Annotated in this window: 20 protein-coding genes; 12 read left to right on the top strand and 8 right to left on the bottom strand. The window is 64.4% G+C overall.

Annotation, left to right across the window (positions count from 1 at the left end; all coding sequences use genetic code 11):
• Window positions 1-114: 114 nt before the first annotated feature.
• Together CLV47_RS20240 and CLV47_RS20235 are read right to left on the bottom strand one after the other, a co-directional pair.
• Window positions 115-1215: a fatty acid desaturase family protein gene (locus CLV47_RS20240; RefSeq protein ID WP_106350944.1), complete on the bottom strand. Its 1101-nt coding sequence runs from the start codon at window positions 1213-1215 to the stop codon at window positions 115-117.
• A gap of 114 nt (window positions 1216-1329) precedes the next feature.
• Window positions 1330-2061 (bottom strand): GAF and ANTAR domain-containing protein, encoded by a 732-nt coding sequence (locus tag CLV47_RS20235; protein ID WP_106350943.1) that lies wholly within the window; start codon window positions 2059-2061, stop codon window positions 1330-1332.
• A 117-nt stretch (window positions 2062-2178) separates the two neighbouring features.
• On the opposite strand from CLV47_RS20235, the gene CLV47_RS20230 reads away from it, so the two are divergent.
• Entirely contained in the window at window positions 2179-2847 is a 669-nt protein-coding gene (locus CLV47_RS20230; RefSeq protein ID WP_106350942.1) for a formylglycine-generating enzyme family protein, read from the top strand.
• Here CLV47_RS20230 and CLV47_RS20225 read toward each other — a convergent pair.
• On the bottom strand, window positions 2844-3590 hold the full coding sequence (locus CLV47_RS20225) for a TetR/AcrR family transcriptional regulator (protein ID WP_106350941.1): 747 nt from the start codon (window positions 3588-3590) through the stop codon (window positions 2844-2846). The genes CLV47_RS20230 and CLV47_RS20225 overlap by 4 nt on opposite strands.
• Before the next feature lie 137 nt (window positions 3591-3727).
• Between CLV47_RS20225 and CLV47_RS20220 the strand changes: the two genes are divergently transcribed.
• Window positions 3728-5278, top strand: a complete 1551-nt coding sequence (locus CLV47_RS20220) for an MFS transporter (RefSeq protein WP_106350940.1) — start codon at window positions 3728-3730, stop codon at window positions 5276-5278.
• 68 nt (window positions 5279-5346) lie between these two features.
• Here the strand turns inward: CLV47_RS20220 and CLV47_RS20215 are convergent, their stop codons facing one another.
• A complete protein-coding gene (locus tag CLV47_RS20215) occupies window positions 5347-5823 on the bottom strand; it encodes a MarR family winged helix-turn-helix transcriptional regulator (RefSeq protein ID WP_106350939.1) in 477 nt (158 codons plus the stop codon).
• Window positions 5824-5885: 62 nt separating this feature from the next.
• Here CLV47_RS20215 and CLV47_RS20210 point away from each other — a divergent pair, with 62 nt between their 5' ends.
• Entirely contained in the window at window positions 5886-6254 is a 369-nt protein-coding gene (locus CLV47_RS20210; RefSeq protein ID WP_106350938.1) for a VOC family protein, read from the top strand.
• Window positions 6255-6316: 62 nt separating this feature from the next.
• On the opposite strand, the gene CLV47_RS20205 is transcribed toward CLV47_RS20210, so the two are convergent.
• Both CLV47_RS20205 and CLV47_RS20200 read right to left on the bottom strand, forming a co-directional pair.
• Window positions 6317-7354, bottom strand: a complete 1038-nt coding sequence (locus tag CLV47_RS20205) for a patatin-like phospholipase family protein (protein ID WP_106350937.1) — start codon at window positions 7352-7354, stop codon at window positions 6317-6319.
• Window positions 7355-7486: 132 nt separating this feature from the next.
• A complete protein-coding gene (locus tag CLV47_RS20200) occupies window positions 7487-8149 on the bottom strand; it encodes a hypothetical protein (protein ID WP_106350936.1) in 663 nt (220 codons plus the stop codon).
• A 160-nt stretch (window positions 8150-8309) separates the two neighbouring features.
• Here CLV47_RS20200 and CLV47_RS20195 point away from each other — a divergent pair, with 160 nt between their 5' ends.
• From CLV47_RS20195 to CLV47_RS20185, 3 genes are all read left to right on the top strand, one after another.
• On the top strand, window positions 8310-9545 hold the full coding sequence (locus CLV47_RS20195; protein WP_106350935.1) for a sensor histidine kinase: 1236 nt from the start codon (window positions 8310-8312) through the stop codon (window positions 9543-9545).
• Entirely contained in the window at window positions 9542-10213 is a 672-nt protein-coding gene (locus CLV47_RS20190) for a response regulator (RefSeq protein WP_106350934.1), read from the top strand. The genes CLV47_RS20195 and CLV47_RS20190 overlap by 4 nt, the downstream gene beginning before the upstream one ends.
• Before the next feature lie 86 nt (window positions 10214-10299).
• Entirely contained in the window at window positions 10300-10992 is a 693-nt protein-coding gene (locus CLV47_RS20185) for a L,D-transpeptidase (protein ID WP_106350933.1), read from the top strand.
• A gap of 13 nt (window positions 10993-11005) precedes the next feature.
• Here the strand turns inward: CLV47_RS20185 and CLV47_RS20180 are convergent, their stop codons facing one another.
• Complete coding sequence (locus tag CLV47_RS20180) at window positions 11006-11641, bottom strand: class I SAM-dependent methyltransferase (protein ID WP_106350932.1); 636 nt, start codon at window positions 11639-11641, stop codon at window positions 11006-11008.
• Between the two features lie 138 nt (window positions 11642-11779).
• Here CLV47_RS20180 and CLV47_RS20175 point away from each other — a divergent pair, with 138 nt between their 5' ends.
• The 3 genes from CLV47_RS20175 (at window position 11780) to CLV47_RS20165 (ending at window position 15190) form a co-directional block, all read left to right on the top strand.
• Window positions 11780-14038 (top strand): (Fe-S)-binding protein, encoded by a 2259-nt coding sequence (locus CLV47_RS20175; protein WP_106350965.1) that lies wholly within the window; start codon window positions 11780-11782, stop codon window positions 14036-14038.
• Window positions 14038-14574, top strand: a complete 537-nt coding sequence (locus tag CLV47_RS20170) for a hypothetical protein (RefSeq protein WP_106350931.1) — start codon at window positions 14038-14040, stop codon at window positions 14572-14574. The genes CLV47_RS20175 and CLV47_RS20170 overlap by 1 nt, the downstream gene beginning before the upstream one ends.
• Window positions 14575-14653: 79 nt before the next feature.
• Window positions 14654-15190 carry a gamma carbonic anhydrase family protein gene (locus CLV47_RS20165; protein ID WP_106350930.1) on the top strand — a complete coding sequence of 179 codons (537 nt, stop codon included), beginning with the start codon at window positions 14654-14656 and terminating at the stop codon, window positions 15188-15190.
• A 3-nt stretch (window positions 15191-15193) separates the two neighbouring features.
• Here the strand turns inward: CLV47_RS20165 and CLV47_RS20160 are convergent, their stop codons facing one another.
• Window positions 15194-16705 carry a long-chain-fatty-acid--CoA ligase gene (locus CLV47_RS20160; RefSeq protein WP_106350929.1) on the bottom strand — a complete coding sequence of 504 codons (1512 nt, stop codon included), beginning with the start codon at window positions 16703-16705 and terminating at the stop codon, window positions 15194-15196.
• A gap of 128 nt (window positions 16706-16833) precedes the next feature.
• Between CLV47_RS20160 and CLV47_RS20155 the strand changes: the two genes are divergently transcribed.
• From CLV47_RS20155 to CLV47_RS20145, 3 genes are read left to right on the top strand one after another with little or no spacing between them, the layout of a single operon-like run.
• A complete protein-coding gene (locus tag CLV47_RS20155) occupies window positions 16834-17670 on the top strand; it encodes an esterase/lipase family protein (RefSeq protein WP_106350928.1) in 837 nt (278 codons plus the stop codon).
• Window positions 17671-17674: 4 nt separating this feature from the next.
• Window positions 17675-18586 (top strand): alpha/beta fold hydrolase, encoded by a 912-nt coding sequence (locus CLV47_RS20150; protein WP_106350927.1) that lies wholly within the window; start codon window positions 17675-17677, stop codon window positions 18584-18586.
• Between the two features lie 38 nt (window positions 18587-18624).
• On the top strand, window positions 18625-20112 hold the full coding sequence (locus CLV47_RS20145) for a WS/DGAT/MGAT family O-acyltransferase (RefSeq protein WP_146135468.1): 1488 nt from the start codon (window positions 18625-18627) through the stop codon (window positions 20110-20112).
• Window positions 20113-20242: the final 130 nt, after the last annotated feature.

Raw genomic sequence — 20242 nt, 5'->3', positions numbered from 1 at the left:
TTGAGTCGCTCTTGCTCAACTTTACATGTTGTCCAACGGGCGATGCACAGGAATCATTCCCGACCGGCCAAGAATTTTTGACGTGGGCAGATCAGCATGGCGAACCGGGCACGATCAGGCGTGGTACTCCCGAACTAGCGGGCATTCGAACGGATCGCGCGAACCGATCCCGACTTGGTTCAGATAGCGCACGACAATCCCGTAGGACTCGGTGAGCGTCTTCTCCGTGTAGTGCACTTGCTGCTGAGCACAGTGCGCCTTGACCAGCGGCTGGGCCATGCGCAGATTCGGCCGCGGCATGCTGGGAAACAGGTGGTGTTCGATCTGGTAGTTCAGCCCACCCATCGCGAAGCAGAGAAACGGGCCACCGACGACGTTGCGCGACATCAGCACTTGACGGCGTAGGAAATCCACCCGCATCGACTTCGGCACCAACGGCATACCCTTGTGGTTGGTCGCGAACGTGCCGCCGAGCATCAGCCCGAACAGCGCCAGTTGTACGCCGATAAACGCGGCCGCGATCCCGAGCGGCATGAACACCAACGGCAGCACGATCCCGACGGCGATGCGCAGCACGATGGCGCCCAGCTCAGTGAAGCGGTGCCGCTGGCCGCGTGCGGTGACCAGCATCGTAATGCTGGCCACGTGCAGCGCGACGCCTTCGAACATCAGCAACGGGAAGAACAGCCAGCCCTGCCGACGGGTGAAGGCGGCCTGCCAGCCGGTGCGCGCCGCCGCGGTCGCCGGCGTGAACGCGATCGGGCCGCCCACGATGTCCGGGTCGGTCGCGATCTGGTTGGGCGCCTGGTGGTGTTTCGTGTGTTTACCCATCCACCAGCTGTAAGAGAGGCCGGTGAAGCCGCACGAGAGCACCCGTGCGACCCACCGGTTCCACTGGGGGGAGTGGAACATTTGTTGGTGCGCGCCGTCGTGGCCCAGATAGCCGAACTGCGTGCTGACGGTCGCGAGCGCGGCCGCCAGAGCAAGCTGCCACCACGAGTCATGGACGAAAGGTACGGCGACCCAGATGGCAAAGAATGCGGCGACAGTCAGCACGATTCGGGTCCAGTAGAAGCCGTAGCGACGGCGCAGCAACCCGGCTGCCTTGATCTCGCGTGACAAATCCGTATAACTGCTCACATAAGAGTTACGAGGCGCAACGGCGCCGGACGCACGCACGGACGGTCTTGGAGACGAGGCGACGATTTCGGACATATTGGCGCTCCTCGTGGCTGATTAAGCCAGATGGAGTCGCCGGGGTCCGGGGCAACTGATTTGTTCTAGTACAGCAACTCTACCGCCATAACGCCGCGCGCGTCATAATTCGAGCTATTCGGCAACGACCGCCGAGGGATCGAGACGTCCGTCGACGAGATCGGTGGCCACCTCAACTAGGCGCCTGCGGCTGCTGCGAGCGGCCCGTCGCAGATGCGCGAACGCGGCATCGACATCAAGGCCGACCGCTTCGGCCAACACACCCTTCGCCTGTTCGATCACTATTCTGCTGTTCAATGCCCCTTCAAGCTGCGCGACGAGGAGCTCGCGGTCGTGCAGGGCGCGTTCAGACAAAATGGCGATGGTCGCGACGTCGGCGAGCGCCTGAGCTACCTGCTGATCGTCCTCGGAAAACGCAATAGGCGAATTAGAAAAGAGGTTGAGCGCACCGATCACCTCGCCGCGCAATCGGAGGGGAAACGCCTGCACCGCAGCGAATCCCACCTCGCGCGCAACGGGCACGAACCTCGGCCAGGCGCTAACGGCGGCCCGCAGATCTGGCTCGGCTATCTGTTTACCACCGCGGAAGCAGTCCACACACGGACCCTCGTCGGCCTGCAGTTGAAACAGCTCCAATCGACGAGCACCCTCGGTCGATGAGGCCATTACTTGCAAGGTTCCGCGATGATCAGACAGCACCAGTCCCGCAGCGTCGGCGTCCAACAGCTGGACACTTCGCTCAACCAGTCCCTGCAGTAGATCGGCTACGTCGAAATCGCCCACCAACGCACCAGCCAGCTGGACGAATGCGCGCGCCAGTTCGCTGTGACGATCCGTCGTAGTCATCTGGTCACCGCCCCCTGACGACCCTCTTCTGGTCACTTTAACTCTGCTTGTGCCCTCGCTGCCCAGCACGTGGCGATGCACTCCTGGCCAGTCCGCACTGGTAGCGTCCGATCGATCATGCAGACTCCTGCCGCAGACGCGACCGTCACTGTTCCTGCAGGTCAAGTGACCCTGTCGGATCGACGTACCAGCCGTAGTTGGCAGGTCGAGGTGGCCGCTTTCGAGATCGCCATTCATCCGGTGACGCAAGGCGAATACGCCGATGTCACCGGCGAGCGGCCGGGCACGACGCGTGGCGATCGCGTGCCGGTCGAGGGCGTGTCGTGGTGGGACGCCGTCCGCTACTGCAACCTGCTTTCGGCGCAAGCCGGACTGAGCGACGCTTATCGGATCATCGGAGATGACGTCAAGTGGGACACCTCCGCGGACGGCTACCGGTTGCCGACCGAGGCCGAATGGGAGTACGCCTGCCGCGCGGGCACCACCACTGCGCGTTACGGCGACCTCGACGCGATCGCCTGGTACCGCCACAACTCCGACGGCCGGCCACGCGACGTCGGCGGCAAGGAGCCGAACCACTGGGGATTGCACGACACTCTCGGCAACGTCTGGGAATGGTGCTGGGACTTCTATGACCCAAAGGTGTACGGCGAGTATCGGGTACTGCGCGGCGGTGGCTGGTTTGACGAGCACTGGAGCTGCCGAGCCTCGGTACGCCGGCGAAGCCATCCGACCCACCGAATCGACGACATCGGCTTCCGCCTCGCCCGTAGCCGGCCCTGCTAGCGAGCCTGCTTTTCGACTAGCGTGGCGATGCCGTCCAGGATCAACTCGAGACCGAACTCGAACTCATCCACCGGGAAGTCGCCCTCATCGGCGAACACCTCGGTCGCCGCGGCCCGCGCCACCTCCGGAAATCGCTCGGGCGTGGCCAAGAGCCGAAGACGATTGGCGTAATTGTCGCCAAGCTCCGCGCCGCTATCCCCGCCTGGCATGAATTGCTGCGCCATCGCGACATTGTTTCGCACGTAGCCCTCCAGCATCAGCAGCGCGGACAGCTTCGGCTGCATGTCGAGCCCGGCACCCGATAGCGCGCGCAGCCCGGCCTCCATCCAGGCCGTGGAATTGGGCCCCACCGGAGGCTCTCTGAACTGCACCTCCAACACCCACGGGTGCTGCCGTAGCTGAGCTACGTCGGCGCGCGCCCATTCTGCGATCTGCTTGCGCCAGTCCTGCGTCGTCCTGATCTGCGGAGGGTCGCCGTACGACGCGTCGACCATCATCTCAGCGAGATCCTGCTTCGAGTCGACGTACCGGTAGAGGGACATCGCGGTGAATCCGAGCTCCTTGGCGACACGCCCCATGGAGACCGCGCCTAGGCCCTCCGTATCGGCGATCTTAATTGCGGTCGTCGCGATCGAGTGCGCGGTGAGGCCCGGCTTGGGCCCGCGGCGGCCGCCTTCGTCCAGCCCCCACATCGACTTGATGCCGCGCGGCAGCCGGGCCCGATCCGACGGCATTTCAGTCATGTGCGGCCTCTCGCTAGGGGTGATTTGTGTCGGTCCGCCAAAAACATCCTAAAAACTATTTACACCTTACACAAATTGCGGTTATCTTCTGTGTACGTCATCTACTGTTTATTACATACGCAATTGGAGAGACACCTATGACTGCCGCATCCGACCTCCCTGTCGAGACCCGGCCATCCCGCGCGGGGCGCAAGGAATGGACCGCCCTCGCGGTCCTCGCACTTCCCCTTCTACTCGTGTCGATGGACGTGTCCGTGCTGTACTTTGCGGTCCCGTTCATCAGCCGAGACCTCGATCCCAGCGCCACCCAACAACTGTGGATCTTCGATATATATGGATTCGTGCTCGCCGGCCTACTGATCACGATGGGCTCGATCGCGGACCGGATCGGCCCGCGCCGGCTACTCCTGATCGGGGCGGCCGCGTTCTCACTAACGTCGGTGCTCGCGGCGTACTCCGGCAGCGCCGAAATGCTGATCGCCGCACGGGCGATGCTCGGCGTCGCCGGCGCGACCCTGATGCCCTCGACACTCGGCCTGATCCGCCGGATGTTTCGCAATGACAAGCAACGCGCGAAGGCGATCGCGATTTGGACCGGCGTACTCACGGGCGGAATCGCTCTCGGGCCGGTGCTCAGCGGCGTACTGCTCGAGCACTTCTGGTGGGGCTCGGTGTTTCTGATCAACGTGCCGGCCATGATTCTGCTGCTCGTCGTCGGCCCGATGTTGTTGCCGGAGCACCGCAGTACGACGGCGGGCCGGTTCGACCTGGTCAGCTCGGTCCTGTCGCTGTGCGGCGTACTTCCAATAATCTTCGGCATCAAGAAGATCGCCGCCGACGGTTTCGAGCTGCGCTGGATCGGCTGCATTGCCCTCGGACTCGTGATCGGCATGCTGTTCATCCAACGGCAACGGCGGCATCACGACCCGATGATCGACCTACGACTGTTCCGTAGCCGCGGCTTCAGCGCTTCGCTCATCGCCAACTCCGTCGGCACGTTCGCGCTCGTCGGCAACGCCATCTTCATGACGCAATACCTGCAGTTAGTGCTCGGCCAAAGTCCTTTGGTCGCAGCACTGTGGAGCCTCGTGCCGTCGATCCCGGTCGGCGCCGCCGCACCACTGGCGACCACGCTGGCCCAGCGCATCCGGCCGGCGTACGTCGTCGGTGGCGGCTTCATCATTGCCGCTGTCGGCTTCGTCGCACTGTCATCGGCCGGAACTGACTCCCTGATCACGATCCTGATCGGCGCCGGGCTGCTCGCCGTCGGGCTGGTCGTCGTGATGACCCTTAGCGGCGTATTAATCCTCAGCGAGCTCACACCCGAACAGGCGAGCACCGGCTCGGCACTGTCGGAAACCTCGACCGAGTTCGGCGGCGCGCTGGGGATCGCGGTCTTGGGGAGCATAGGCGTTGCGGCGTACAAGTCGCACATCGCAGACCAGATCCCGACTGGTCTGCCGGCCGACGTACACGCCGCAGTCAGCGAGTCCTTCCAAGGCGCGCTCGCGGCGAGCCTGCACCTGCCCGGCCAGCTCGCCGGTCAGGTCCTCGGCGCCGCGCGTACGGCGTTTGTCGATGGCATGACGCTCGCAACGACCGTCGGCGCCGTAATACTCGTCGCCGCCGCGATCTTCACCGTGAGTGCGCTACGACGCATCGGTCCACAGTCGGGCGATACGCGATGATCGACGGCATGGCAGCGAGAGCGGTTCCAGACTCTCGTGCAGCAGGTCGAGATAGGCGGCCGAGACGATCACCCGTTGTCACCGCTGAACTCACTCTCGTTGTCGTAGCGCAAGGATTGGATCATGTGGCGCAGGATCGTGAACGCGCTGGACTGCTCGTCCTGCGTCAGGCCACCCAGCATCCTGACCTCGACAGATCGGACCGCAACGGTCGCCTTCTCGAGGCTCCGTCGACCGCGTGGCGTGAGGCGCGTGGGAAGAACCTTTCCGACGCGGGCCTCTGCCTGTCTGGCGACATATCCGTCGCGTTCCAAGGCTTGCAACAGCACATTCATCGACTGCCGTGTCACAAACGCTCCTCGCGCGAGCTCGGAGTTCGACAGGCCCGGGCGCTGTGCGAGCAGTTCGAGGCAGGAGTAGTGGGTCACGCTCATCCCGAGCGGGCGCAGCACCGCCTCCATGGCAGTACGGAGGGCACTTGACGCCTCCTTCAGCAGATAGCCCAGAGATGTTTCAAGGTCGACGCCGACTCCATCTTGACTCATGTCAGTATTCTGACATAGATTGTCCGTGTCAGTAAACTGACACGAAACGAAGGAGCAATACCATGCCCGTTACCGGCCCAGACTTCATCTCCCTCCAGGCTCGCGGTCTCGATGCGTCGCAAGCGTTCTACGAGCAGTACCTCGGCCTCGTCCGCTCTCAGGCAGGCCCCCCGCACGCAGTCGTCTTCGAGACGACGCCAATCGCGTTCGCCCTGCGGGACATCGTTCCCGGTACCGATCTTGGGTCCGTTGCCCGGCCTGGCATCGGAGCGGCGATCTGGCTCCACGCCACCGACGTCCAAGCTATCCATGACGCACTCGTCGCCGACGGCCACACGATCGTCTCGGCTCCGATCGACGGCCCATTCGGTCGCACCTTCACCTTCGCCGACCCGGACGGTTACCAGATCACCCTCCACGACCGCGCCTAAGACGCCGGGCGTACATGACTAAGACCCCTGGCCGGCCGTACCCAATCGCGTGACCGCGAAGCTCAGTCTGAAACGCGAGCCTGAGCATCGGTGGGCGGTCGAGTCCCGTAACGGCGTTGCCACTCATCAAAGTCCCACGTCGCAAGGAACTGCTCGGCCGCTACCCTGCCGGCTCGCACCAGCTCGTCGCGCTGCTCCCGAGTGATGCCGAAGTCGAAGACCGACACCGCATCAGTATCGACGAACACCGTGCGGCGTTGCGTCGAGGGAAGGTCGATGTGCCGCGCGTCCGTACCTTCCATCGCGGTCTCCACGACGGCGATCGCAATACCGATCGGTGATGTCACCGGTTCGCTATGCGGCCGTACCGACTCCCGCGCGCTGAGCCGGATGCCGAACGTCGGCCAGCGCGCGGATGCGTCGCGGCGGTCGAACACCCCGATCGGGTAGTTCGACAAGATCCCGCCGTCGACGAGAGTGACGGTGCCGTTCGGCGTACGCAGTTTGTACGGTTCAAAGATGAACGGCGATGCGGACGAGGCACGCACGGCGTCGGCGACGATCTGCTCGTCCGGATCTAGCCCGTAGTAGCGATAGTCCCACGGCAACAGTGTCATCCGGTGATCAGACAAGTCACTCGTCACCGCGATAAAGCTGTATTCGCGGTCCAACGGCAAAGCCGATTCAGGATCGTCTCGGCGCAAGTCTGCGAACGTCGTGACGCCGAGATCTTTCAGTACGCCGTACACCCAGTCGCGTGCGTAGGCCCCTTCGTACAGCCCGCCCTCGAAGATCAGCGACGCCCCGTCGGCAATGACATGAAGCGGACCGAGAGCCTTACCGACCCGTCCACTGTCGCGCACCTTCGACAGGTCAAGCGTGTTGGTGACGTCGACGATCCGCTCAAGCGGCTCGCCAGCTTCCTGTAGGGCCGCAACGACTGAACCTGCGATCGCGCCGGCCGACGTACCGACGACTCGCGGAAACCGATAGCCGGCCTCGGCAAGAACCGCGATCGCGCCCCCGAACGCGATACCTTTGACGCCGCCGCCCTCCAGGACAAGGTCAGCCTTGAGCTTCGCATCACCGTATTTACTCATCAGCCCCACCTGCCACGGCCTCGGGTACCTGACCACCAATCTATGTCAGCACGAATGCCCATGTCCCGACCATTCGAACAGGACATGGGCATTCGCTTTCTCGCCCCCGATTACGCGACTACGCTGCGCCGTTCAGGCCGCAACCGGTACCGCGCCGTCGACCCTCGCGGCCGGAGGCGGCGTCGGCGACTTCCGCACTGTCAAGGCGATGCAGACCGCGCCGTACCAGAGCGTGATGATCGCCATCGGCAGGAAGACATTGGTCAGCATCAACACCGCGGCGGGTATCCCGATCCACGCGAGCGACCGCGGCAGCAGGCCGGTGCGCAGCGAGGTGATACTCAGCGTCACGGCCAACAGCGCGGCGGCGAATGCGCAGAACAAAGTCAGCGTCCCGTAGAAAAGCCCGCCGCCGAGACGGAAGGTGTCCCCGTTCGGCGCCTGCGGTCCCATGAACATCTGAGCACTCGGCACGGCCGCGAACATCGCGGCCGCGGCCACGGTCAGAATGCCCCAGGCGGTGCCCGCGACTAGGGTCAGGTGGCGGCCTACGGCCCCCGCGCCGACGATCTCCTGACGCGCGACGAGTACGGCGGTGAAGATCAGTAGGAAGATCCCGCCGAGCCCGAATCCGATGGCCGACAGCATCCAATGAAGCATGCTGTGGGTCGCAAACCACTGGTGCAACTGGGGATCGGTCATCTCGCCGCCCGGTGAATCCATCGTCCACAGGCCGGCGAATATTCCGCCTAGCCCGAGCAAACCCGTCAATGGTGCCATGCGTTGCAGTGACATGATCTCTCCTCAGGTCGTCACGTTCGGTCGAGAATTCGACGCCAACCGAACGTAGGTCTGCCGGCCTCGACAAAACGTCCACCCAGCGACCGAAAAGCCATCGACTCTGTCCATCGCGCGATCGATTCCCAGCAGGCACTTCGAGGATTACCGTCAATCCATGGGTACGACGCACGCGCTGCCGCAGACCGCCTTCTGGCGTCGCTACTGGCTGGACATCGCACTCGTGATTGTCGCGATCGCGATCAACGCCGGTGCGCTCATCGGCGGCTCGTCGGCCGATCAGATTATGACGGCGGTAGGCAGTTCCTTTGCGCTGCTGATCTTTCTCGGCAGGCGCTGGCAGCCGCTCACCGTCTCACTACTCGCCTTCGCCGTGCTGGCCGTCGGCAGCACGTTTTCACGTGAGCTCACTTCAGGCCAGTTCTTCGGCATCCTGATCACGTTCTGCCTCGTCGGCGCGGTCAACCGCGAGCGGGACGCGGTCATCGGATGGGCGGGCGGCGTGCTGGCGATCGGTTTCGTATCGGCGGGCGACCCTCACGGCACGTGGGCCGACTTCGCTTTGACAGCCTCGATCTGCACGATCATCTGGGCAGCGGGCCTAATCGTGTCGCGGCGATCGCGCAACGTCGTCGCCGCCGAGGCGCGGGCCTTTGAGGCCGAGCGCAGCCGCGCCCTGCATGCCGCGCAAGCAGCGGCCCACGAACGCGCACGAATCGCCACCGAGCTCCACGACATCGTCAGTCACAGCCTGTCGATCGTGATCGTGCAAACCGTCGCGGCCCGCAGCACGCTCACCGATATTGCCGGGGCGGAGGATAGCCGTCAGGTGCTTGAACGACGACTAGCCGCCATCGAGGAGACGTCGCGCGAGGCGCTCCAGGACATGCGGCGCATGCTCGGGCTGATCCAGCAGCCTCCGCTCGCTGTCGATCTCGACGGCGCCGAGCGCACCGCTCCAAGCCCCGATCTGCAGCACGTCGCACAATTGATATCTCGCGCGAAGTCCGCCGGGCTCACGATCGACGCGGCTGCGATCGACCCGGGCATACATTTGTCGTCCGGCCTCGCCCTGACGACGTACCGGATTGTGCAGGAGTCACTCACCAACGCGATCAAGCACGCTCCCGAATCCCGGGTCAGGGTGGCAGTCCAACAGGTCGATGGGCAGCTGGCGATCGACATCACGAACGGCCCGGGGCACCCCAGCCAGGCACTCGACCTCGGCGCCGGCCAGGGACTGATCGGCGTACGGCAGCGCACCGAGCTGTACGGCGGTCGGTGCGTCACACGCGCGACCACAGATGGCGGCTTCGAAGTATCGGTCACGCTACCGCTCGACCATGAGTCTGCTCCTGTCACGCGACCCGAGCCACTCGAGTCTTCGCCGTGATCGACGTACTCCTCGCCGATGACCAAGCCTTGATCCGTGACGGGTTCCGCGCTCTGATCGACCGAGAAGACGACATGCGGGTGGTCGCCGAGGCGTCCGACGGCGCCGAAGCCGTCACGCTCGCGAGACAATTTCGGCCCACCGTTGTCCTGATGGACATCCGCATGCCCAACCTCGACGGGCTCGCCGCCACCCGCCGGATCCTCGAGCAAGACCCTGCACCCCGGGTGCTCATGCTGACGACGTTCGACCGTGACGACTGGATTTATGAGGCGCTGCACGCCGGCGCAAGCGGGTTCCTTCTGAAGGACGTGCGCGGCACTCAGCTGACTGACGCCGTACGCACCGTCGCCGGCGGCGAGTCGCTGGTCGCGCCGTCAATCACCCGCCGGTTCATCGAGCAATATCTTCTCGCGCGCCAATCCTCGGTGCCGCCCGTCGCCATGGCCGCGCTAACCGAACGCGAGGTCGAGGTGCTGCGACTAATCGCACTTGGCCTGTCCAACGCCGAGATCGCACAGCGACTCTTCATCGGACACTCCACCGTGAAGACCTACGTCAACCGGCTACTGACAAAGCTCGCGCTACGCGACCGGACTCAGGCAGTGATCTACGCATACGAAAGCCGCATCGTCGTCGCCGGTCGCGCCGATCAAACCGACTCATGAGGCCGGCACGTGTGTGGTCCCGGTAAACTACCGGAGAGTCGCAGGCATCCCGCCGACGCCGCAATCGACCCGCCCGAAAGGACAGCATGGTCACGACCATCGGACCGCACGCTGCTCACCGTCTCGCTCGGTCAGTGATCGCACTAGCGCTCGGTGCGGCGCTTCTCGCCGGATGTTCGCCGGCGACCACTAAGTCAACTGCGCAGGCAAGCTCGTCGGCGACATCGGAAGCCGCGGGGAGTGCGCGCTCGGGTCCGGCCAAGTCAACCGACGCGCAGGCCTCGAATGCAGAGTCACCGACCCCCGCCGAAGCACCGGCCACTACCGCCCAGCCGCCCGTCACGTCGTACTCCGCCGATCCCAGCGTCGCGCCCGTCGTCAACCTCGGGCCGCCTCCTGCAGGGTATGTAACGCCGCGCGCCGACTGCCCGACCGAGGCCAAAGCCTGCGTCGACCTCACCAACAACATGACGTGGCTGCAGGTCGACGGCGCAGTCATCTTCGGCCCGGTCCAGCACATCGCCGGACGTCCGGGCTATCGCACAGAGCCTGGCATGCACAAAGTCTTCTGGAAGAATATCGACCACGTGTCGTCGATCTTCGGCACACCGATGCCCTACGCGGTGTTCTTCACTGCCAGTGGAATGGCCTTCCACGAGGGAGCTCTGTCGGAGCCGTCACACGGCTGCGTCCACCTCACCCACGACATCGCACTCGCCTACTGGAACAACCTGCAGTCCGGCGACGAGGTGTATGTCTTCGGTGAGGCGCAGTACTGAGCCGGTCGAAACGCTAAAGCGCTTCGAAGATGGCGAGGTGCGCAGGATGCGCCTTCAACACCCGCCACAGTGGCGCGCCGACGAACGGCGCGTACGTCTGAAACGTGCACTTGAACCCAGCCGACGAAACGAGCCGCTGGTACGCCGGACCGCTGGGGCGATAGATATGGGTCGGGTCCTGATCGTAGGAACTCTTGTAAAGACGCGCCTGCACCTTGTTGCCGATCGTCGGCAGGTGCGTGACAAACAGCCCGCCCGGACGTAGCCGAGACCGTACGACGCTCGCGGCGCCGAGTGGATCTTCCAGGTGTTCCATCACGTTGATGGCGCTGATGACGTCGAAGGTGCGGTCGAACGGAAGACCCTCGATGAGGCTGCCCACCGCAAGCTTGGCATCCGGCAGACGCTGCGCGCACACCTTGATCGCGTAGTCGGAGATGTCGACGCCGTAGAGATCAAACTCGCCGGCCATGGTCTCGAGGAACATTCCAATGCCGCAGCCGACATCGAGCAGCGCACCGCCGGACACCCGCTTGAGAACCTGGCGACGGATGAAGGAGTCACGGATTGTGTCAACTTTGCTCTTGATGCCAGACTCCGGACGAGAGAAGTCGTAGTAGTCCTCGGCGTACTCGTGTCCCTCTGGCATCGCGCCATCCTATCCACGCTGGTAACGGCGGGTCGCTTGTGATCGGTACGGCGGTAGGTGAAGACTTAAGCAACGCTGGGCTCACACGTGTCGGATGCTCTCCGGTATCGTCGGGCGCGACCTGGAGGAATGCCTGAGATGACGCTGTATAACTGGATCTTGTTCGTGATCGGCGCCGCGGTGACCATTGTGGCCGTCGTGCTGTTCGTCAGAACCATCCGGCGGATGTTCGCGACGATTAAGTTCGGACAGCCGGACAAGAGCCGGACCAACGACCCCGGCGCGCGTACCAAGACCATGCTGCGCGAGAGTGTCGGTCACACCCGCATGCTGAAGTGGACGTGGATCGGCGCTGCACACTGGTTCGTTTTCGCCGGTTTCATCGGACTGTTCCTGGTGCTCGTCGAGAGCTTCGGCCTAGTAATCAATCCCGAATGGGATCTACCGATTATCGGGCACTGGGGTCCCTGGGGCCTGTTCACCGAGATCCTCACGTGGGTGGGCCTAGTCGGCATCATCGCGCTGATGCTGGTCCGCCAGTTCAACCATCCGCGCAATCCCGAACGCAAGAGCCGCTTCAGCGGATCGTCGTTCTGGCAGGCGTACTACGTCGAATACACGATCCTCGGGGTCCTGCTCGCGCACGTGGTGGTCCGCGCGCTGAAGTACTCGGCCGAGGCGCCATTCTTCTCGACCTGGGCCGCGCCCCTGTCCAAGGCTCTCGGCAACGGCTTCCACGCCGCAGGCCTGAGTCCCTCGGCCTCGCTCAAGCTGATCAGCCTGGTTGCCCTCATCGACATCCTGATCTCGTTCGCGTGGATGATTACGATCTCACTCAACCCCGCCATGGGCGTTGCCTGGCACCGCTTCCTCGCATTCTTCAACATCTACTTCAAGCGCAACGCCGACGGCGCGGTCTCGCTCGGTGCGCTGCAGCCGATGAAGTCCGGTGGCGAACCGCTCGACTTCGAGGAAGCCGATCCAGAGAAGGACCTCTTCGGCGTCAGCCAGGTCGAGCACTTCACCTGGAAAGGTCTGCTCGACTTCTCCACCTGCACCGAGTGCGGCCGCTGCCAGTCACAGTGCCCCGCATGGAACACCGGCAAGCCACTGTCGCCCAAGCTGATGGTGATGGGGCTGCGCGATCATCTGTGGGAGAAGGCGCCGTACCTCGCCGCCGGCGGCGGTAAAGACACCATGGGTGAAGAGAAGGCGACCGAGGAACAGCTCGCGCACGCGGGTCTCGACGTACTGGCACTGGCTGGGGCCGAGCGTCCCCTGATCGGTGACGCTTCGGACAACGCGGTCTTTGACGTCGATGCTCTCTGGTCCTGCACGATGTGCGGTGCCTGCGTAGAGCAGTGCCCCGTCGACATCGAGCACATCGACCACATCGTCGACATGCGTCGCTACCAGGTGCTCATCGAGTCGGCGTTCCCGTCCGAAGCCGGCGTTATGCTCAAGAACATCGAGAACAAGGGCAACCCGTGGGGCATGAGCCCCAATGCCCGCGAAGACTGGATGAGCGGCCTCGACTTCGAGGTACCGAAGATCGAGGGCGAGATCCCCGAGGACATCGAATACCTCTTCTGGGTCGGTTGCGCCGGCGCTCTGGAGGACCGCGCCAAGAAGGTCACCCGCGCCGTCGCCGAACTGCTCAACATCGCCGGTGTCAAGTACGGCGTACTCGGCTCCGGCGAGTCCTGCACCGGCGACCCGGCACGTCGACTCGGCAACGAGTTCGTCTTCCAGGGCCAGGCCATGCAAAACGTCGAGGTCCTCAACGCGGTCTTCGAAAACCGTCCCGAAAAGGCGCAGCGCAAGATCGTCGCGACGTGTCCGCATTGCTTCAACACGCTCTCCAACGAGTACCCGCAAGTCGGCGGCGACTACGAGGTCATGCACCACACGCAACTGCTCGGCAAGCTCCTCGAAGAGGGCAAGTTGACGCCGGTGCAGCCGGTCGACGGCAAGGTCACCTACCACGACCCGTGCTACCTCGGCCGCCACAACAAGGTCTACACGCCGCCGCGCGAGGTCCTCTCCGCGGTCATGGGCATCCAGACCGAGGAGATGCACCGTTGTAAGGACCGCGGCTTCTGCTGCGGCGCCGGCGGCGCGCGCATGTGGATGGAAGAGCGGATCGGCAAACGCATCAACGTCGAGCGCATGGACGAGGCCTTGTCGCTGGATCCGGACATCGTCTCCACGGCCTGCCCGTTCTGCATCACGATGCTCAGCGACGCCGTGACCGCCAAGAAGCAGTCCGGTGAGGCCCGCGAAGAGGTCGAGGTCCTCGACGTCTCGCAGATCCTCATGCGCTCGCTCAAAGCCAACCCGCCCGGCGCCCATGCCACCGATGCCGCACCGGAACCGGAGCCGGCTCCCAGTAGCTGATGCCGAGCGGTCGGTCTCGGGACCGCCGCAAGGTCCGCGAAGAACAACAGCGAGCAGCCCGCTCGCAGCGCGAGCATTTTGCCCGCGACATCGGCGACGAGCGTGCCCTTGGCGGGGTACGCCGAGCCACCTTGCGGATCAGCAAGTTCAACTGGCTGGTGCTGGCCGGCGTCGTACTCCTCATGGCGATCTTCACCGTGACGTTAATTGCCCGTCAGAGGCCTGCCCAGCTCGATGTCAAGGCGGACTGCAGCAAGGTCGCTGTGCATTTCGACCAAACGTCGTACGGGTCGCAGGCGCAGATGCTGTTTCGGGTCACCGGGCCGGCGGGGCCGACGTACCGCATCGTGTTGCATCCCCACGCCGGCGGTTCGGACATCGCGATTACGCCGCAGTTCACGATGCCCGGTTGCATCTCGCATTCGATGGCCGACCGCGCGCCCACCGTGGGCACCTACGACGTGACCTATGAGACGGTCGATTCCAAGGGCAACGTCGAGCAGACACATGTCGTCGATGACCTGATCGTTGCCTAGCGTGACCTTGGCTGGTGTCATCAACGTCGCGCCATGTGCTTAGAGTGTGGGGAACTTTAGCCGCAAAAGGGGAGCCACGATGCAGTCTGACTATGTCTACGAAACCGCGATCGGCCGGCCAAAGGTCGCCGAGGATGCGTTCATCGCGCCGACCGCATGCGTCGTCGGTGACGTGGAGTTCGGCCCGCGCTCGAGCCTCTGGTACGGCGCGGTCGCCCGCGGTGACACCTCGTCGATCAAGATCGGCGCTGACACCAACATCCAGGACTGCAGCACGCTGCACTCCGACCCGACGTTTCCGCTCACCGTCGGCGACCGCGTGTCGGTCGGGCACAGCGTCGTACTGCACGGCGCGACCGTGCACGACGACGTACTGATCGGTATGGGCGCGGTCGTCATGAACGGCTGCGACATCGGCTCCTGGACGATCGTCGCCGCCGGCGCCGTCGTCACCCAGGGGACCATCGTCCCCGAAGGCAGTCTGGTCGCCGGCGTACCGGCGAAGGTCATCCGTCAGGCCACCGACAAGGACCGCGCCCAGATCGCCGCCAATGCCGAGTCGTACACCGGCCGGCTCGACATCCACCGGCGCGCAAAGCGCGTGCCGCTGCGCTAGGCGCTAGTCGCGCAGTTCGGTCTTCAGGATCTTCCCCGTCGGCCCCTTCGGTAGTTCGGTGACGAAGCGAATCTCTCGTGGGTATTTGTACGCCGCCAGCTGCGTCTTCGTATAGGCGACGATGTCCTCAGCAGTGAGCTGCGCGTCGGGGACCAGCGAGATAACCGCGACGACCTCTTCACCGAGTCGTTCATCGGGCTTGCCGATCACTGCCGCCTCGGCGATCTGCGGGTGCGCGAAGAGCACTTCCTCAATCTCGCGCGGATAGACGTTGTAGCCGCCGCGGATGATGAGGTCCTTGGACCGGTCGACGATGAAGAAATAGCCGTCTTCGTCCCGGTACCCCAGATCGCCACTGTGGAACCAGCCGTCCTTGAAGGCCTCCGCAGTCGCCTCGGGCCGACCCAGGTAGCCGGTCATCACGCTAGGTCCGCGGATCACGATCTCTCCGACGTTCTCCGGCCCACGCGGCAGTTCGACCCCTTCTGCGTCGACGATGCGCATGTCCGCACCCCACATCGGCACGCCGATGGACAACACCTTGCGCTCCTCAAGGCTGCGGTTGAACGCCGCGACCGCGGACGTCTCGGTCAGCCCATAACCCTCCAGCACCCAGATCTTGAACTTCTCCTCGAACTGCGCCATCACCGCGCCCGGCAACGACGCGCCGCCGGAGATCGCCACCCGCAGCGCACCCAGGTCACGCTCCTGGGTGTCCGACAGCATCGCCTGCAGCATCGTCGGTACGCCGGACACCACGCTTACGCGGTACTTCTCCACGGCATCCATCACGGCCGCGACCTCGAACCTAGGAATGACCACGATGCTGGCGCCGAACCGAATACAGGTGTTGATCACGGTGCACAGCCCGAAGACGTGGAAGAACGGCAGTACGCCGAGCCCGACGTCATCGGCGCGCATCCCGAAGAGGTTGCCGGTGATGTCGCAGCCGGAATACAGCTGGAAGTGGCTGAGCATCGCGCCCTTGGGCTTGCCCGTCGTACCGCTGGTGTAGACGAGCACGGCCGTCGACTCCGGTTTGGTGGGGGCGATGTCGCCGTACACCGGGTGCACGCTGGTGTCGCCGAGCAGCTCGTCGTAGCCGTGCTGACCAGGAGCCGCGGCGCCACCGAGCAGATAGAGCGGTACGCCGGTCGACGCCGACGCCTCCCCCGCGGACACGGCGACCATCGGGAAGGCGAGGAAGAGCTTCGAGTGCGAGTCCTCGAGGTGATAGATGACCTCGGGGGCCGTCAGCAGCGGGTTGATCGGCAGAAACGTCATGCCGGCCTTGAGCGTGCCGAAGTAGGCGATCAGAAACTCCGGACAGTTGGGCAACTGCGCGCAGACCACGTCGCCGATCGAGAGCCCGGCCGCGCGCAATCCGTTGGCAAACTCGGTGCTGCACCGATCCAGGTCCGCGTACGTCAGGTCGCCGGCCGCCCAGTACGCCGCGGGCTTGTCCGGCGTACTGGTCGCGGATTCGCGCAACATGACGGCAAGGTTGAAACTCATACTTCCTCCTCTTAAAAGGGCCCGGCACCACGGCGTACGCCGACTTGGTCGGATCCCCCATCACGGACCACACCCATGCGGCTAGCATGAGTGACCTAGGACACTCTAGTTGGAGGCACCGCAGCACGATGACACACCCCGAGCAACCGCAACGCGATCGGCGCACCGGCGCCTCGAAGTTGCGCTCTGTCCCGCCCCAACCGCCCCGCGGCGCGCCGTCGTACTGGCTGACCGGGACCGAGCCGGTCCGCGGACTGATGGAGTTCCAGAACACGCTGTGGAGCATCCCGTGGCTGATGAGCGCCCGCCACGGCGACGGGCATGCGGTCTTCGTGCTGCCCGGCCTGATGGCCTCCGACGGCTCGACGCTCGTGTTGCGCAACTATCTAGACTTCCTCGGATACCGCGTCTACGGCTGGCATCTGGGCCGCAACGTGGGGCCGACCAACGCCGTCGTACACGAGTTGCCGGCGGCCGTCGAACGCATCGCCCAACGATCCGGCGGCAAGGTCACGCTGATCGGATGGAGCCTCGGCGGCATCTATGCCCGCAACCTCGCTCAGCGGCGGCCGTCCGACGTACGCCAGGTCATCACGCTCGGTAGCCCCTACCGCCTGAATGATCCGGCGCAAAGCCGCGCTGACCGCACCTTCCAGCGCTACTCGCACCTACACGCCACCGAGGGGCCGGTCCCCAACATTGAGCTCAGCGCGAAACCGCTCACGGTCCCCTCCACCTCGATCTACTCACGGTTGGACGGCATTGTGGCGTGGGACCGCTGCATCGAGCCGACCGGGCCATTCAGCGAAAACATCCGCGTCCGGGCCAGCCACCTCGGCTTCGGCGTCGACGCCTACACGCTGTGGGCGATTGCCAATCGGCTCGCCCAGCCGGCCGACAGCTGGACGCCGTTCAAGGCGCCGCTTCCGCTGCGCGCGTTTTATCCGACCCCCGACGAAGGCTGAGCCGATGACCTTGTACGCCGCACCCTGGAACGGCACCAACCGCACCGTCGACATCGACGGCCCCACCAACTACGTCGACTTCGGTGGCCCGACGGACAGCACCCCGGTCCTGTTTGTGCATGGGCTCGGTGGTTCACACCTCAACTGGGTACTTCTCGCGCAGGAACTCGCCGCGGACCACCATGTGATGGCGCTCGACCTCGTCGGATTCGGGCTGACGCGCTCGGCCGGCCGCACCAGCAGCGTGGAGTCCAATGTCGCGCTCGTCGCGCGGTTCCTCGATGAGGTCATCGGCCAGCCGACCATCCTTGTCGGCAACTCGATGGGCGGCATGATCAGCGGCCTGGTCGCGAGCGCGTATCCGGCGTACGTCGCGGGCGCGGTGCTCATCGACCCGGCCCTCCCGCTCGAGGTCAAGCGCCCGGATCGCCAGGTATTCACGCAGTTCTTGCTATACACGCTGCCCGGCGTCGGGGAACGCTATATGGCAAAGGTTGCGCGCACGACCACGCCGCGCGAACAGGTGCAGGACACGCTGGACATCTGCGTCGCTGACCAGAGCGATATCGACCGAGACTTCGTCGAGGCCAGCGTCGCGCTCGCGGCCGAGCGCCGCGAGTTCCCCGAGTCCGACCATGCCTTCCTCGTCGCGACCCGGTCGCTGATGCTGCAAAACATGCGCTCCAAGCGTTACCTCTCGCGACTGCATGCGATCACCGCGCCGGTGCTGCTCATCCATGGCGAAAAAGATCGCCTCGTGCCGGTCAGCGCCGGGCGCGCCCTCGCCACGGCGGAACCGTCCTGGACGTACGACGAGATCCCCGGCGTCGGGCACACGCCACAGGTCGAGGCGCCGCAGCGAGTCGCCGAATCAATCACTACTTGGATGAAATCGACTTTGCCGAAATCGACCTGACTCAAGTTGACCTGAACGACATCGACCGAGGAGACACAATGAGGCAGCTATCTGGCATGGACGCGGCGTTCCTCTCATTGGAAACGTCCAACTCGACCGGCCACGTGGGAAGCATCAGCATCCTGGACCCGAGCGGCATGAGCGAACCGTTCGACCTCGCTCACCTGACCGCGATGCTCGAGGGCCGACTCGGGAAGATCCCGATGTTCCGGCGCCGCCTCAAGGACGTGCCGTTGGGCCTGGACCACCCGTTCTGGGTCGACGACGTCGATTTTGACCTCGAGTTTCACATTCGCGAAGTCGGCCTGCCCGCGCCCGGCTCGCAGAAGCAGCTCACCGACCAGGTCTGCCGCCTGCACGCACGTCCACTGGACCGCAAACGGCCGCTGTGGGAGGTCTACCTGATCTCCGGGCTTGAGCACGGCAAGATCGCGGTCTACATGAAGGTCCATCACGCGATGATCGACGGCGCGTCCGGAGTCGAGCTCCTCAACGTCCTCATCGACCTCTCACCGAATCCAGAGTTCAAAGACGACCCCATACCGTTCCGGCCGCGCAAGGAGCCCTCGGCGCGCGCCCTCCTAGCGAAGGGCGCGATCGGGCTCGCCTCACGGCCGGTCGACGCGTTGCGGATCGCCGGCACCTTGGTGCGAGTGGCTCCCACCCTCGGCAAGGCCGTCACACCCTTCGCCCAACTGCTGCGCCGCCGCCGAAACAGCGGCGACGGCGAGATCATTCAGACCGCCAACAACCGTCCACCGGAGACTCCCTTCAACGGCCAGATCAGCGCGCATCGTCGACTGGGCATCTCGCACGCGGCGCTATCCGACGTACGCAAGGTCAAAAGCACGTTCGGTACGTCGGTCAACGACGTCGTACTCGCCATCTCCGCCGGCGCGCTGCGGCGATGGCTCGACCAGCGCGGAGCGCTGCCGGCCGAACCGCTCATCACCATGATCCCGGTATCGGTGCGCGACGAATCTCAACGCTCCTCGATGGGCAACAAGGTCTCGGCGATGTTCACTCCCCTGCCGACCAACATCAGTGACCCCGTCAAACGGCTGTTGGCCTGCAACCAGACGACTCAGGCCGCCAAGTCTGCGCAAGCGGCGATCCCGCCCGGCTTGGTAGATGGCGTCACCAACTTCGCGCCACCGCTACTGATGGCGCGCGCGGCGCGGGTCGCCTTCGAGACTGGCCTGATCTATCGCCTGTACCCCTCCAACTTGGTCATCTCCAATGTGCCGGGGCCCGATGTGCAGGCCTACATGGGTGGCGCGAAGCTCGAGGCGATCTATCCGGTGTCGGTGATCCTCGACGGGCAGGGCCTCAACATCACCGTGCAGGGTTACCGCGGCCAGCTCAACTTCGGACTACTGGCCGACCGCGAGATGGTTCCCGATGTGGACCGGCTGGCGGCGTACCTGATCGACGAACTCGACCTGCTTATCGCCGCCGCGGACAAGAAGATCGCCGCCGACACGACACACAAGTCAACGCCTCGGAAGAAGTCCGCCACCGCCTGACGGTGTCCGCGCGATCCGTCACGTAATCGCGCCCATCCGTCGGTGAATTCAAGGGGTGGTCGCAACACGTTCTTGGTTTTCTAGGTCCTGGTTGAGGAGTTTAGTGAATACCTCGCGGGGAGTGTAGAAG

The organism is Antricoccus suffuscus (assembly GCF_003003235.1).
Lineage (GTDB): Bacteria > Actinomycetota > Actinomycetes > Mycobacteriales > Antricoccaceae > Antricoccus > Antricoccus suffuscus.
Note: the sequence above shows the minus strand (reverse complement) of the source record. Positions and strands in the feature narration are given on the sequence as shown.